Source organism: Klebsiella sp. SWET4 (assembly GCF_024296565.1).
Taxonomy (GTDB): Bacteria; Pseudomonadota; Gammaproteobacteria; order Enterobacterales; family Enterobacteriaceae; genus Klebsiella; species Klebsiella variicola.
Window position 1 is genome coordinate 609,764 of the sequence record NZ_JANCOB010000001.1, and the last position, 14,872, is coordinate 624,635.

The window sequence follows — 14,872 nt, forward strand, 5'->3', positions numbered from 1 at the left end:
CCCGGCTTAGAGCCTATCTCATTAGGGCTATTTTGCTTGCCATGTTGAACCTGGGCAGTGCTCGAAATCCTCACGTACTACGTGTACGCTCCGGTTTCTGCGCGCTGTCCGTGTTCAAACTGGCTGCGCCAATTACGCCTACTGGGATAGGTTCTTATCCCTTCTGAAGGAGAGCCCGATGTCCGATAACCGCGTCTATAGCTACTCCGCTGTCCTGATGGGGTCCCCCATTCTGCTCAAACTTTATTCCCACGATGAGGCGCTGGCCTCCCGCGTATTTCAGTTAATTAAACGCTACGAAGATCTGCTTACCGTTAACCGCGCCGAGTCGCAGGTGATGGATATCAACCATGCCGCCGGACGCCATCCGGTCACGGTCAGTCGCCCGGTCTTTCAGCTGATCCAGTGCGCCAAAGCCGCCAGCATGGTGCGCGACAGCGCCTTTAATCTTGCCATCGGCCCGCTGGTGAAGCTGTGGCGAATTGGCTTTCACGGGCACAGCGTGCCTGACGCGGCTGATATCAGAGCCCGACTGGCGCTGACCCGCCCACAGGAGGTGATCCTCGATGAGACTACCTGTAGCGTGTTTCTCCAGCAGCCGGGGATGGAGCTGGATCTTGGGGCGATCGCCAAAGGCTATATCGCTGACCGCGTGCGCGATTATCTCCGTCAGCAGCAGGTGGCGAAGGCGCTGATCAATCTCGGCGGCAATGTGCATACCCTCGGTGAATGGACCATTGGCCTGAAAAAACCGTTTGCCGACGCGCAGGCGCTGATCGGCTCCCTGACGATCAACGGACAGTCGGTGGTCACTTCCGGAACCTATGAACGTTACTTTGAGCAGGACGGCAAACGCTGGCACCATATTCTCGACCCGCGCAGCGGTTATCCGCTGGATAACGAACTCGACAGCGTGACAGTGATTTCCACGGATTCTTTAGACGGCGATATCTGGACTACGCTGCTGTTCGGCCTCGGCGTAGAGAAGGGCTGCGCAGCACTGCGTCAGCGTGAGGATATCGACGCGATTTTCGTCACCAAAAATCGCGACATCATTCTCTCATCGCCGCAGCGGCTGCGTTTTGCGCTGCTGGACAGCGGCTATCAGGTTATTGACTGTACTGCTTAAGCAAACTGTACTGTTCGGCGACCAGGCGGTAGCGATAGACCGGTCGCCCGGTAGCGCCGTAGTGGATAGTGGTGTAGAGGATATTGATCTGCGCCAGCCAAATCAGATATTTGCGGCACGAGACGCGGGAGATATTTACGGCCGCCGCCAGCTCATCGGTAGAGAATTCAACGTCCGGATGGGCGTCAATCCACTGGCAGAGCGTACGCAGCGTTTGCGCGGTTAGCCCCTTGGGCAGCTTGCGCGCGTCGCTGGCCTCCGGCGCGCCGCCGTGCAGCAGACGGTCGACGTCGGCCTGTTCGTAATACGGCTGGCCGGTCATCAGTTTACGCTTCTCCCGCCAGGTGGTGAGCGCCTCTTCAAAGCGCGGAAACTGGAAAGGTTTGATCAGGTAATCAACCACCCCGTAATGCATCGCGGTCTGCACCGTGGCGGCGTCTGCCGCCGAGGTGATCATGATGACATCGATAGCGCGCCCCGACTCGCGGATGGTCGGCAGTAAATCCAGCCCGCTGTCCTGTTGCATGTAGACATCCAGCAGCACCAGATCGATCTCCCGCTGCTTATCGTTAATCATCTCCTGGGCCTGACTGAGCGTCGAAGCGCTCCCGCTGCAACGAAAGCCGGGAACTCTTGCCACGTACAGGCGATTCAGTTCGGCCACCATCGCATCATCGTCAACAATCAACACATTTATCACGCACGTTTCCTTTTACTATCCCAGGGGAGATGAACAAAAAATTGGGTAAATACGCCGGGTTCCGACTCGACGGCGAGGGTGCCGCCCAGTTCGCGCAGCTGCTGGTTGGCGAGAAACAGCCCGACGCCACGATTCTCGCCTTTGGTGGAGAAACCTTTGTTAAAGATAGCGTCGATATTATTTTCCGGGATCCCCGGTCCGTCATCGCTCACTTCACCGCTTAGCCAGCCGTCCTGGTAGTGCAGCAGCAGGCCGATCTCACCCTCCGCCTGGCCGCTCATGGCGTCCAGCGCGTTCTCAATAAGATTGCCCAGCACCGTCACCAGCACCGTGACCTGTTTCTCATTCGGGCAATCCGGCACCAGGCTCTCTTCCGCCAGCGTCAGCGTAAAGCCGCACTCGGTGGCGCGCTGAATTTTACTTATCAGGAAGCCCGCCACCACCGGGGATTTAATACGGTGCTGAATGTCGCCGATGTCCGCCTGATAGCGGTGGGCGGTCTGCAGCACGTATTCCTCGAGTTTGCCATAGCTTTTCATATTCAGCAGGCCGAGGATCACGTGCAGTTTATTCATAAATTCATGAGAGGTGGTGCGCAGGGCATCCACATAGCTCATCATGCCATCCAGCCGCTGCAGCAGCTGGCTCACCTCGGTCTTATCGCGGAAGGTACAGATGGCGCCGACCACCGATTCCTGGTTGCGAATGGGCACCGTATTGCCGATCAGCAACAGGCCATTGCATCCCAGCTCGCGGTCGTACATCGGCTCGCCGCTCTGCAAGACGGTCTGCAGGTCGGCGAGCAGTGGCGTGTGGGCCAGGGTTTTGTCCGGGCCGGAAAAGAGGATCTCCTGCGCCGCCGGGTTGATCAAATTGACTTCGCCGTGGGCATCGACGGCAACGACGCCCTCCTTCAGGGCGTGAAGCATGGCCTGACGCTGTTGAAACTGGGTGGAAATCTCCTGCGGCTCCAGCCCCAGCAGGACGCGCTTCAGACCGCGTACCAGGCTCCAGGTGCCCAGCGCGCAGACCAGCGCGCTGAACAGGATTGTCAGGAGTACGTCCCAGCGGCTGTTGGCGATCTGTTCGTCCACTTTACTCAGCGAAATGCCGACCACCACCACGCCAATTTGCTGGTGCTGGTCGTTGAACACCGGGGTGAATACCCGCAGCGCCGGGGCCAGCACGCCGTGGTTAATGGCAACGTTCTCTTTTCCCTGCAGCGTGGGCAGGATATCCCGGCCGATAAACCGCTTTCCGATGATAGAGGTATCCGGATGCGAATAGCGAATACCGTGCATATCGGTGACGATAGCGTACAGCAGGTCGTTGCGCCGGGTGATGGCCTGCGCCAGCGGCTGAATGATCTGCTGCTGCGGGGGCGCCTCCAGTCCGCGCTTCACCTGCGGCATATCGGCCATGGTGCGCGCCACCGCCAGCGCGGTCTCTTTCAAACCGTCGCGGGTGGCATTGCTGATCTGCATATACCACAGGGCATAGACCAGCAGGAGAACGGCGCCGATGACGCTGCCAATCATCAAGGATACGGCGGTGCTCAGCTTTAACGGTAAGGCGCGTTGGCGAACGCGAGGCTGCTGCTCTGATGCCTTCATGACGATCCCGGATAGATTCAGTGAAGGCATATTATCGCCGATAGGACGGTTTTCATAAAGCCGTGTAATCAAAGCCAATCGAGGCGGTTTAGCCGATACGTAAACCGTTTCACATGCTCTGCCAACAATCCTTCTGGCTGGCCATGCCGGCGAGCGGCGAAGATGAGACGTAAGACAGCATTGCTCATATAACCGACAATCGCCCGTAAACGAGCGTTGGGGACGGTAAACTGTGACCCCGACGGCGGTAAAGCACAGAACATTCCACTTATAGTGGCGGCAGAGGTTAAATAGACCTGATGAATATAAGGATATGCATCAGGCCGCTGATGTCGCCGAGATGCGCTTTTTCTGTTGTAAATGGAGGTTGTTATGAACAGTTCGCTAACCGCTGCAATGCAGGCCCGCCGTCACCCGGATACCACTCACATCGATCGTCTCGCCACGGCCGACATGCTGGCGATGCTGCATCAGGATGATAAGCAGATATCGGAGGCGGTCGGCGCCTGCCTGCCGGACATCGCCCGGCTGATTGATGTCGCCACCGCGACGATGGGCCGGGGAGGGCGCCTGGTCATTATCGGCGCCGGGGCGTCAGGCCGGACGGCCATCGAGGCGGTCAGCGACTATTCACCGGAAGGCAAACACGCGCTGGTGGGACTGATTGCCGGTGGGCAGACGGCGGCGATGGCCGAGCGGGAAACCGCAGCAAATAATTATGACCTGGGCGCCTTTGAACTGCAGTCGCTGGACTTTTCCAACCACGATATGCTGCTGGCGTTGACCGTCAGCGGCAAGACGCCATGGGTGTGGGGCGCGATGCGTCACGCCTGGTCGCTGGGGGCCCCTATCGCTGTCGTCACTCAGCAGGCGGCCAGCGAGGCGGCGCAATTGGCGGATATCATCATTGCCCCACAGACCGGGCCGGAGGCAGTGTCGGGCTTAGCCAATCCGAAGGCTCAACTGGCCCAGCGGCAGATCGTCAACATGCTGACGACCGGGCTCGCCATCCGTGACGGTCGGGTGTACAGCAATCTGCGGGTGGACGTGCAGGCTGACAATTCGCACTGGGCGGAGCGGCAGATAGCGATTGTCATGGCGGCCACCGACTGCACGCGCAGTGAAGCAAAAGCGGCACTGGCCAGCTGCCATCAGCACTGCCGCACCGCGATCCTGATGCTGCTCAGCGGGCTGGATGCCTGGCACGCGCGCGAGCTGCTGACGCAACATCACAATCACCTGCGTCTCGCCCTGCGCGAAGCACAGCGCAGCAGCACGACCACTCCCGCCCATTAACCCCTCAGCCAGGCGCGCGCGATTGTCGTACGCGCCTGGACTTTATTAACTAAAAAAATCTCTCTTTTTTATTTTTCTCAGCAATCAGGCTGAATTTTCGATCTTATTTTTTACCAGGTATCATTTTGATGTCTCGCTTTGCTTTTTTAAGTTAAATAATTATTTGATTAAAAATACCAGAGTGTAAATGATATTTTAAAATAAAGTAAAAGTGCGTTAATATGCTGCCTCTTATTACCGTGTGCTACGTGATAATTCTATTATGCCTGCAATGAAAAAAACGATTATTTCCTTTACCGCATTAGCGATGTTCGTCAGCGCGGCGACGCATGCTGAAGCGGATACCTCGAAAAAAACCGACTTCCTGCTGATTGGCGGCGGGATCATGAGCGCCTCGCTCGGCACCTGGCTGCAGGCGCTGCAGCCGGACTGGAACCTGACCATGGTGGAGAAACTGGACGGCGTGGCCCTGGAATCTTCCAACGGCTGGAATAACGCCGGTACCGGCCATTCAGCGAATATGGAGCTGAACTATACCCCGGAACGAGCGGACGGGTCGATTGACGTCAGCAAAGCGCTGGATATTAACGAACAGTTTATGATTTCCCGTCAGTTCTGGTCGGCACAGGTGAAACGCGGTATTTTGCACGACCCGCACTCCTTTATTAACTCCACACCGCATATGAGTTTCGTGTGGGGCGATAATGTGGATTACCTGCAAAAACGTTATAACGCGCTGCAGCAGACCACCTTATTCCAGGGAATGAAATTCTCCACCGATCACGCGCAAATTAAACAGTGGGCGCCGCTGGTGATGGAAGGTCGCGATCCGCAGCAGAAAGTGGCCGCCACCTGGACGCCGGTGGGTACCGATGTCAACTACGGCGAAATTACCCGCCAGCTGATCGGCAGCCTGAAGAAAAATAACCACTTCACCCTGCAAACCTCCTCCGAGGTGACCGATTTCAAACGCAATGCTGACAACTCCTGGCACGTGACGATTAAGAACGTGCAGAGCGGGGAAGCGCAGACTATTGACGCCAAATACGTCTTTATCGGCGCCGGCGGCGGCGCGCTGAAGCTGCTGCAGAAAACCGGCATTCCGGAAGCGGATAACTATGCCGGTTTCCCGGTGGGCGGCTCGTTCCTGATGACCGAGAACCCGGCGGTCACTGCGCAGCATCTGGAGAAAGTCTACGGTCAGGCTTCGGTCGGCGCGCCGCCGATGTCGGTGCCGCATCTTGACGCTCGTTATCTCGACGGGAAGCGCGTGGTGCTGTTCGGGCCATTCGCCACCTTCTCGACCAAGTTCCTGAAAAATGGTTCGTTCTTTGACCTGCTCAGCACCACCACCACCGATAACGTGCTGCCGATGACCCACGTCGGTCTCGACAACTTCGATCTGGTGAAATATCTCGTCAGCCAGGTGATGCTCAGTGATGATGACCGTTTTGCTGCGCTGAAAGAGTACTACCCGGACGCGCGTAAAGAAGACTGGAAACTGATCCAGGCCGGCCAGCGCGTGCAGATCATTAAGAAAGACGCAGAGAAGGGCGGCGTTCTGAAGCTGGGTACCGAAGTGGTGGTCGATCAGCAGAAAACGATTTCTGCGCTGCTCGGCGCGTCGCCGGGGGCTTCCACCGCCGCGCCGATCACCCTGAACGTACTCAAGCAGATGTTCCCGCAGCAGTTTAACTCGCCGGAGTGGCAGAGCCGTATTCACGCTATCGTGCCGAGCTACGGTCAGAAGCTGAACGGTAACGTGGCGCTGACCCAGCAGGTATGGGATGACACCGCCGCGGCGCTGCAGCTGACTAAGCCGCCGGTGATCCAGATGCCAGCGGCTGCGCCGACCGCGACCGCCAAACCGGCAGAGCCGCCGCGCGACGCCTCGCCGCAGCACGATATGGCGCTGTAAAAGCACATTCGTGCAGTGAACAAAAGGGAAGACCACGGTCTTCCCTTTTTTGCGTTCATTTCCCGTCCCTGCCGCGCGTTGCCTGCAACTTTGCCGTCATAAAAGATATACTGGTTTGAATTGAAAAAAGAAAAGTAAACCAGGAGTGTGGAAGGGCTATGAAAGACGATATCAACCAGGAGATCACCTTCCGCAAGCTGTCGGTCTTTATGATGTTTATGGCGAAGGGCAATATCGCCAGAACCGCCGAAGCCATGAAGCTCAGCAGCGTTAGCGTGCACCGCGCGCTGCATACGCTCGAAGAGGGGGTCGGCTGCCCGCTGTTTGTCCACAAAGGGCGCAACCTGCTGCCGCTGCAGGCGGCGTGGACGCTGCTTGAATACTGCCAGGATGTGATGAGTCTGATGAGCCGTGGGCTTGAGGCGACGCGTAAAGTCGCCGGCGTCGGTCAGGGACGGTTGCGCATCGGTACCCTCTATTCGCTGACGCTGGAAACCGTTCCGCGCATCATTATGGGGATGAAGCTGCGTCGCCCGGAGCTGGAGCTGGATCTGACCATGGGCTCTAACCAGATGCTGCTGGATATGCTGGAGGACGATGCGCTGGATGCTATCTTAATCGCCACCAATGAAGGCGAGTACAATCATTCGGCCTTCGACGTGGTGCCGCTGTTTGAAGATGATATCTTCCTCGCCGCGCCGGCGACGGAACAGCTGAATACCACAGAGCTCGCTGACCTGCGCGATTATGCCGATCGTAAGTTTGTTTCGCTGGCGGAAGGGTTTGCGACTTATGCCGGGTTTCAGGAGGCCTTTCAGGTGGCCGGTTTTGAGCCGGAAATTGTGACCCGGGTGAATGATATCTTTTCGATGATAAGTCTGGTGCAGGCGGGCGTCGGCTTCGCGTTGCTGCCGGGACGCATGAAGAAAGTTTATGAAAACGATGTGCAGCTGTTAAAGCTGGCGGAACCCTATCAGATGCGCCAGCTGATCTCTATCGTCTATTCGCACCATCGCGAGCGCGATGCCGACCTGCTGGCGCTGGCGGCGGAAGGGCGGATGTACGCCCGCAGTATTAATCGCTAAGCCGCTGCGCCAGATGGCGGGCGACGTCTACGCCGCTGCGTTCCAGCGCAATGGTCTCGCCGCGCCAGCCCGCCTGGCGGGTCAGGCAGGTGAGCACCCCGCCGGGCGGCATCTCGATTGCCAGCCTGGCGTCGCGTTCATCGGCGGCAATCATCGCCTCCTGCCAGTGCACGGTGCGCGCCATGTTCATCGCCAGATCGTCGGCGATCCGCTGCGGATCCCACAGCACGCGCGCCGTCGAGCCGCTTAAATAGGCGCGCTGAGGGCGCGTTAAGGTGACGTCGGCAAAGGCTTTTGCCAGCGCTGCGGCGGGTTTATCCAGCAGTGCGCAGTGCGAGGGTACGCTGACCGCCAGCCGCTGGGCTTTACTGGCGCCAGCCCGCAGCGCCAGCTGCGCCACCTCGGCCATGGCCTCATCGCGCCCGGCGATCACGATCTGCGTTTCGGCGTTGAGGTTGGCGAGATAAACCTCGTGGCCCTGCATCAGCGCCTCAACCCGCGGGCGGGTCAGCCCCATAATCGCCGTCAGCCCGTAACCTTCGGGATAAGCCTGCTCCATTAAATCGCCGCGCAGCGCCACCAGCCGCAACGCGCTGGCGAAATCGAGCGCGCCGGCAATCACCGCTGCCGGAAACGCGCCGATAGAGAGGCCGCTGACCATCTGCGGATCCACGCCCTGGCGCTGTAGTTCGCGCGCCCAGGCGACCCCGGCGATCAGCAGACAGAGTTGTACCGCACGGGTGTGTTTTAGCGCGTCGGCGCTATCGAGAGTAGCGACTTCATCCCCCAGCACGGCGCGCGCCTGGGTGAAGATAGCCTCGCGATCGGGGAGGGCCGCCAGCATGCCGGGGCGCTGGCCGCCCTGACCGGGAAAAGTAAATAAAATCTTCATCATTCCTCCCTGTGCCACGGCGTCGCGGTTAAGCGTGCGCCATGGGATGTTTTCAGCAGCGCACGGCCATCGCGCAGCCACTCATTAAGGGCGAAGGCGCCGTAGGGCGTTTCTACCTGGGTATCGGCGCGGCACGGCAGTTGGGCCACACGGGCCTGCCATTCGCGCAGCGCCTCGCGATCCAGCGGCTGCGGCGCGCGGATCAGCAGATCCAGATCGCTTGCCGCATGGAGTACCGGGATCTCAGTGGCCAGCGCATAGCCGGTACTGCCGGTGACGCCCCAGCCCCAGGACCAGGGGTATAAGGTAAGGGCGATAGCCGCCTGAACCGGCGGCTGTGAAACAAAAGGGGAGCCCAGCAGACGCTCGCGCTCCACCAGCATTTCCGGCGTCACGCAGCGCACGATATTGTGCGCCTGGACCCAACCGGCGGCGCGCTGCTCGCGCTTCATGCCCCGCACCCCCACCGGGATGCGGGCCTGGTCATCAACGTCGCGTCTCACCACCACCGGCAGCGCGGCTCGCCACTGCTGAGCCACCCACGGCTCGGCAATCGCTTCCAGGGCGCTGGCGTGGTTTAACCAGAGTAAATCGTGGGGACGCGGCGTTGATGACATGGTTTACAGTCCTGAAGTCAAAGAGATAAACAGCGGTAGCGACAGGATACACAGAACCGAGCTTAACAGCAGCACGGCTTCAGCATCAGGAGACTGGACGCCGAAGCGGTTGCCGAAGACCACGCCGAAGAAGCCGGCGGCCAGGGCAATCATCAGGATCGCGGTAATGGCGATAGAGCCGTGCAGACCCAGCAGCATCACCAGACCCCAGGCAATAAACGGCTGCACCAGCAGTTTCACGATGGTGGAAGTGGCGATCAGCGTATTGAGCTGCAGTTTACGTGCCGACAGGATCACCCCGGTGAGGAACAGCGCGGCGGCGGTGGCGGCCAGGCCCAGCGGTTTGATGGAGGCCAGCAGCATTTCCGGCATTTTGATGCCGATAGCGGAAAGCACCACCCCAAGCAGCGGGCCCCAGACGATCGGTTTTTTCACCGAACGCCACATCAGCACCGGCAGCATCGCCAGCGTAGAACCGCTGTTTTCACCTGCGGCGCGGGCTTTTTCACGTTCCAGAATCAGCAGGCAGAACGGGGTCATCAGTACCGAGCCGCAGGCGATAGAGACCGCCACCGACAGCGAGGTTGACGCGCCTTCACCCAGCACGCTGCCGAGGATCGGCAGACCCAACGCGGCATAGTTTGGCAGGGCGACGGTGAGGGTCAGCACCGCGGCATCCTGCGGCGTGCGTTTGAACACGCTGGTGGCGAGGAAGTAGATCGCGGCATAGGTGATCCACATCGCGCCGGTCAGCACCAGCACCAGCGGCGACTGGGCGACGATACCGGCCCACGGCGTTTGTACCGTGGCGCTAAACAGCGTGGCGGGTAAGGCAAAATCCATTACAAAGATATTGAGCAGGGAGACATTTTTATTATCTACCATCCCGGCCTTACCGGCCCAGAAGCCCAGCAGCATAATGACGAAAATCGGGGCAAGAGCATGAATAATCACATAAGTCATAAATCACCTGTAAATAAAATAGAGTACTGGCGCGATTGTTATTTTTTCTAAAAGCCGCCCCTTCCCGGAGCGTGTATTCCGCGCTCCGGGGGACAGCTTCCGGCAGGTTTTCTTCTACTACTTACGTACGAACGTTTTACCAGCTGGCGCGCATGCGATCGCGAACCAGTTGTGAGCTGCGGCGGTTTTCCGCGCCCAGGCGGCACTTCAGTGAGGTATCTTTGCGCGCGTCAGCGATGGCGTCGCGCAGGGTACGGCTGACCAGCGACAGATCGCCTTCGTCTGGCGCATCCGGATTATTAATATCCAGAAGGGCGGAGAGCAGGCCGAGCGTCGCATAGTTGCTGACGTCGTAGGCCATTGGCGGGATTGTCGCCGCCAATTTCTCCAGCGCCTCCACGGTACGCAGCGTAATGCGCGCTGCCGATTCTTTACCCATCGCGTGGACCAGCACACCGCTATCGTTAAAGGCGATCAGGCGGTTGGCCTGATAGCCGTGGGCCAGAAACGCCCCGGACATCGCTTTTCCGACAATCAGGCCAATCACCGGGTGGCCGGCAAGACGGGCTTTGGCGTAGGCGCCCGCGGCTCCGGCCAGCGCCTGGTGGATGCCGAAAGCTTCTTCGCGGCGGCCATAGGCCTGGCTTGGGACATCAATTACCGCGACGATCGGCCGTTTGACAGGCTGGTCGGCGTCAGCGGCGATGGTTTCATTGACCACTTTCGCCAGCGTCCAGCCTTCCAGCAGGCCGACTTCGCCGCCGGCGGCGCGCGGGTAGTGGTTGTTGGCGTCAGGCACCACGGCGATAAAGCGGACGCTTTCACCATCAATCTGGCCATCTGCGACCTGTACCGACGGGCACAGACCACTCATCAGCGGCGCATCGGGCGCCAGTTTATTCAGCCACAGCGCGGCGCGGTTTGGGAACTGACTCATTATTTATCCTCCCGGGCAAAAAGCTGTTTAATCTGCGCGGTATCCGCCTGCTGGCGGGTATCGAACTGGCTCAAGCGACGCAGATAATTGTCATAGTTGTCGCTACGGTGCTGGGCCGGTACGCCTTTGGCGATCGCCTCATTCATTGCGGTTTTAACGGCATTAACGCCATCGTTAACCAGCGCGTCGACCAGCCCGCTGGCGGCGCGAATTTCACCCCCGGTCATGCTCCAGATAAACGGACGGTTGCGGGAGTCGTACTCTTCAATGCCGGCTTCCTGCTCGATAACCTGCGGGCCGTTGAGGCCGAGACGGGCTTCACGGGTGACGATAAGGTAGCTGCACAGCGCCGCGGCGATGGACATGCCGCCGAAGCAGCCGACGGTACCGGTGATAATGCCGACGACCGGGGTGTAGCGGCGCAGGTCGACAATCGCGGCATGAATATCGGCGATGGCGGCCAGACCGAGGTTGGCCTCCTGCAGACGTACGCCGCCGGTTTCGAGGCACAGCACCGCCTGGGTCGGGATACCGTTGCGGTTATCTTCCGCCGCCAGCTCCAGCGCGGCGGCCATTTTGGCGCCGGAGACTTCGCCCATACTGCCGCCCTGGAAGGTGCCTTCGATGGCAATCACCACCGCAGGTTGGCCGTTGATCGTGCCTTTGGCGACCACCATACCGTCGTCGGACTGCGGGACGATGCCCTGCGCGCCGAGCCACGGCGACATAATGCCTTCAAACGGATCCAGCAGTTCGCGGTAGCTGCCGTCGTCCAGCAGGGCGTGGGCGCGTTCGCGAGCGCGCAGTTCGATAAAGCTGCGATCGTTACGCATGAGCGGCCTCCTCAAAGACTTGTTCAATACGAATACGAGCGACGCCCGGCGTGGCGCCGAAGTCGTGGATAATCAACTGCCCGGCGGGCAGACCGTTGATCAGGTTCAGCCTGTCGAACAGCGCCTGCCAGCGCGCCTGGCTGTTATCCACGGAGGTAGTGATCTGTACGTTGAGCGTGGCGCTCTGTGCGGCGGTATAAAGCACTTCCATATCGCCTGAACCTACGACCCCTGCCAATGCTTTGCCGCTGAGGGCGCGGTTGGCAGGAAATGACAATGTAATCTGTTCCATAACATCCTCTGAATGCGTTAGCCGGCAACCCGGTCGAGAAACAGGGTGGCGGCAAGGAGATCGGCCGCGCCACCCGGCGAGGCGTTGTGCGCCAGCATCTGCCCATCAAGGCGCGCCAGCGCGGCGCGACCGGCGACGCTGGCGCAACCGCCCGCCGCCAGAACCTCGCGAGCGCCTTGCTGCATAGCGTGCAGGCCGTTCATGCCGGCGCGCGACAGCACACAGGTATCGCTCAGCGAGGTCATGATGGCCATCAGCGCATCAAGGCGCGCCTGCGGCTCGCTGGCGCCTCGCGCCCGGCTCTGCCGCAGTTGCGGCAGCGCCAGGGTGGTAACATGCGGAAATCCGCGCTGCGCTTCCTCGCGTGCGCCCGGCACCTGCCAGCGGCGGCTGGCGCGCAGACCCTTACTAAAGCTTTTCGGCGCGAAACCGTCCGGCAGGCGGGCAAGGGCGGCTGCGGCGGCGGCGATCGCCTGTGATTGACCCTCTCCACCCAACATCGCCACCGCGCTGACCAGCAGGCCCAGCGCCCAAATGGCGCCGCGGTGGGTGTTAACTCCACCTGTCGCCATCATCATCTGCGCTTCACCTTCGCGACCGAGGCGGCCGACGGTTTCGCGCAGGGCGATATCCGCCGGACGCTGCCAGCTTTGCTGCGCCAGCGCGTGAAAGGTCGGCTGCAGGCTGCGGGCGGAGCGTTCCATCAGGTCCAGATTGAGATCCTGATGCGCGCCGTTGCCGCGACTATCGACCAGGCCCGGTTTCGGACTCAGACGGGCTTCGTCAATCAGACACGCGCTGGCGGTATGCGCCAGCCAGCTGACGCGGCTTTCTGCGTGCAGGGGGGAGAGATTTTTCATTACCAGCTCCGGAATTTTGCCGGTGGGTTGTACAGTCCGTCGGACCACTCCACCAGGTCGGCGACGCTGCCGGCCGCCAGTAACGAGCGGGTGGCATCGCTACGGCGAATGCCGATATCTTCCGGGTACACCACTTTGCCGCTCTGGCGCAGGGCGGCGACGCGTTTGGCGTCCACCCCGAGGCCAATATCGGTGATCCCGGCCACCGCGGCGACCATCGCCCGGCGCTCTTCAAGGCTCTCCGCGCGGTACAGGTAAGCGATACCTTCTTCGGTCAGCACGTGAGTCACGTCATCGCCATAAATCATCACCGGCGCCAGCGGCATGCCGGAGGTTTTCGCCACCTCAACCGCGTCGAGGGTTTCAACGAAGGTCGGTTTCACGCCGGCCTGGAAGGTTTCGACCATCTGCACCACCAGTTTTTTCCCACGCTGCATCGGGTCTGGTTCAGTGATCATATTGAGCCAGGCCGGGGTGGCGTGGCGGCGACCGTGCGGGTCGTGGCCCATGTTCGGCGCGCCGCCGAAGCCGGATAGGCGGCCGCGGGTGACGGTGGAGGAGTTAGCCAGGCCATCAACCTGCAGGGTCGAACCGATAAACATATCTACCGCGTACTGACCTGCCAGCTGGCAGAAGGCGCGGTTAGAGCGCATTGAGCCATCCGGGCCGGTAAAGAAGATATCCGGGCGGGCGCGGATGTACTCTTCCATCCCCAGTTCGCCGCCGAAACAGTGCACGCTCTCCACCCAGCCGCTCTCGATGGCCGGGATTAAGGTCGGATGCGGATTCAGCGTCCAGTGTTTACAGATTTTGCCTTTCAGGCCGAGCTGTTCGCCGTAGGTGGGCAGCAGCAGTTCAATAGCAGCGGTATTAAAGCCGATACCGTGGTTAAGTGACTGCACCTGATGCTCCGCGTAGATGCCTTTGATCGCCATCATCGCCATCAGAATGTGTTCTTGCTTAATCAGGCGCGGGTCGCGGGTGAACAGCGGTTCAATGAAGAACGGTTTGTCGGCGACCACCACGTAATCAATCCACGAGCCGGGAATATCCACGCGCGGCAGATCGCATTCGTCGTCCACCAGTTCGTTGACCTGGGCTATCACAATGCCATCGTGGAAGGCGGCGGCTTCGACCAGCGCCGGGGTATCTTCAGTACTTGGCCCGGTGTACAGGTTGCCTTTGCGGTCGGCTTTATAGCCCGCGATCAGCGCGACGTTTGGCGACAGATCAACGTACAGGCGGGAGTAGAGTTCGATATAGGTGTGGATGGCGCCGATTTCGAGCAGGCCATCTTCCAGCAGCTGCGAAATGCGCAGGCTCTGGGTGCCGGAGAAAGAGAAATCCAGTTTACGGGCAATGCCTTTTTCAAACAGGTCCAGATGCTCGCTGCGCCCGACGCTGGGCATAATCATATGCAGGTCGTGAATTTTTTGCGGATTGACCTCGGCGAGCATGCGGGAGAGGAAATCAGCCTGTTTCTGGTTGTTGCCTTCCAGCACCACCCGATCGCCCGGGGCGAGCAGATTTTCCAGTACGCTGACCAGCTGGTCAGTGGGGATGACTTTGCCGGCGAGCTTCGCTTCGGCCAGCCGCCGCTGTTTTTCCGTCCGGCGACGGTTCCAGACCCGCGCCGTCGTTTGTTCAGCATTCATTGTTAACCTCCTGATTCGACAAATCGTTTTGTTTGTCCTGGTGGAAGTTAGTGTGCGATGCGCGGCGCTGCGCATCAATTAA

Annotated in this window: 14 protein-coding genes; 4 read left to right on the top strand and 10 right to left on the bottom strand. The window is 59.9% G+C overall.

The annotated features are described in order from the left end of the window. Positions 1–178: 178 nt before the first annotated feature. Positions 179–1,129, top strand: a complete 951-nt coding sequence (locus NKJ21_RS03180) for an FAD:protein FMN transferase (protein WP_080928656.1) — start codon at positions 179–181, stop codon at positions 1,127–1,129. On the opposite strand, the gene dcuR is transcribed toward NKJ21_RS03180, so the two are convergent. Continuing rightward, entirely contained in the window at positions 1,110–1,829 is a 720-nt protein-coding gene (gene dcuR / locus NKJ21_RS03185) for a two-component system response regulator DcuR (protein ID WP_008805043.1), read from the bottom strand. The two genes, NKJ21_RS03180 and dcuR, sit on opposite strands and share 20 nt — an antisense overlap. Continuing rightward, a complete protein-coding gene (locus NKJ21_RS03190) occupies positions 1,826–3,442 on the bottom strand; it encodes a sensor histidine kinase (RefSeq protein WP_032732932.1) in 1,617 nt (538 codons plus the stop codon). The genes dcuR and NKJ21_RS03190 overlap by 4 nt, the downstream gene beginning before the upstream one ends. Positions 3,443–3,814: 372 nt before the next feature. Here NKJ21_RS03190 and NKJ21_RS03195 point away from each other — a divergent pair, with 372 nt between their 5' ends. The 3 genes from NKJ21_RS03195 to NKJ21_RS03205 all read left to right on the top strand — a co-directional run bounded on the left by NKJ21_RS03195 (position 3,815) and on the right by NKJ21_RS03205 (position 7,741). Next, positions 3,815–4,738: an N-acetylmuramic acid 6-phosphate etherase gene (locus NKJ21_RS03195; RefSeq protein ID WP_012541872.1), complete on the top strand. Its 924-nt coding sequence runs from the start codon at positions 3,815–3,817 to the stop codon at positions 4,736–4,738. 307 nt (positions 4,739–5,045) lie between these two features. Further along, positions 5,046–6,656, top strand: a complete 1,611-nt coding sequence (gene mqo / locus NKJ21_RS03200; protein ID WP_229531661.1) for a malate dehydrogenase (quinone) — start codon at positions 5,046–5,048, stop codon at positions 6,654–6,656. A gap of 158 nt (positions 6,657–6,814) precedes the next feature. After that, a complete protein-coding gene (locus NKJ21_RS03205) occupies positions 6,815–7,741 on the top strand; it encodes a LysR substrate-binding domain-containing protein (RefSeq protein WP_012968321.1) in 927 nt (308 codons plus the stop codon). On the opposite strand, the gene mdcH is transcribed toward NKJ21_RS03205, so the two are convergent. The 8 genes from mdcH to mdcA all read right to left on the bottom strand — a co-directional run bounded on the left by mdcH (position 7,731) and on the right by mdcA (position 14,790). Then, positions 7,731–8,633, bottom strand: a complete 903-nt coding sequence (gene mdcH / locus NKJ21_RS03210; RefSeq protein ID WP_022066049.1) for a malonate decarboxylase subunit epsilon — start codon at positions 8,631–8,633, stop codon at positions 7,731–7,733. The two genes, NKJ21_RS03205 and mdcH, sit on opposite strands and share 11 nt — an antisense overlap. Then, on the bottom strand, positions 8,633–9,250 hold the full coding sequence (locus NKJ21_RS03215) for a malonate decarboxylase holo-ACP synthase (RefSeq protein ID WP_070611686.1): 618 nt from the start codon (positions 9,248–9,250) through the stop codon (positions 8,633–8,635). Before NKJ21_RS03215 ends, mdcH begins: the two co-directional genes overlap by 1 nt. 3 nt (positions 9,251–9,253) lie before the next feature. Next, positions 9,254–10,213 carry an AEC family transporter gene (locus tag NKJ21_RS03220; RefSeq protein WP_008805036.1) on the bottom strand — a complete coding sequence of 320 codons (960 nt, stop codon included), beginning with the start codon at positions 10,211–10,213 and terminating at the stop codon, positions 9,254–9,256. Positions 10,214–10,349: 136 nt separating this feature from the next. Beyond that, complete coding sequence (mdcE, locus tag NKJ21_RS03225) at positions 10,350–11,150, bottom strand: biotin-independent malonate decarboxylase subunit gamma (RefSeq protein WP_012968318.1); 801 nt, start codon at positions 11,148–11,150, stop codon at positions 10,350–10,352. After that, positions 11,150–11,983 carry a biotin-independent malonate decarboxylase subunit beta gene (locus NKJ21_RS03230; protein ID WP_115656273.1) on the bottom strand — a complete coding sequence of 278 codons (834 nt, stop codon included), beginning with the start codon at positions 11,981–11,983 and terminating at the stop codon, positions 11,150–11,152. The genes mdcE and NKJ21_RS03230 overlap by 1 nt, the downstream gene beginning before the upstream one ends. Then, on the bottom strand, positions 11,976–12,275 hold the full coding sequence (mdcC, locus tag NKJ21_RS03235; protein WP_012541865.1) for a malonate decarboxylase acyl carrier protein: 300 nt from the start codon (positions 12,273–12,275) through the stop codon (positions 11,976–11,978). The genes NKJ21_RS03230 and mdcC overlap by 8 nt, the downstream gene beginning before the upstream one ends. Positions 12,276–12,292: 17 nt before the next feature. Beyond that, positions 12,293–13,135, bottom strand: a complete 843-nt coding sequence (locus NKJ21_RS03240; RefSeq protein ID WP_032730275.1) for a triphosphoribosyl-dephospho-CoA synthase — start codon at positions 13,133–13,135, stop codon at positions 12,293–12,295. After that, complete coding sequence (gene mdcA, locus NKJ21_RS03245; RefSeq protein ID WP_117112239.1) at positions 13,135–14,790, bottom strand: malonate decarboxylase subunit alpha; 1,656 nt, start codon at positions 14,788–14,790, stop codon at positions 13,135–13,137. The genes NKJ21_RS03240 and mdcA overlap by 1 nt, the downstream gene beginning before the upstream one ends. Positions 14,791–14,872 lie beyond the last annotated feature (82 nt).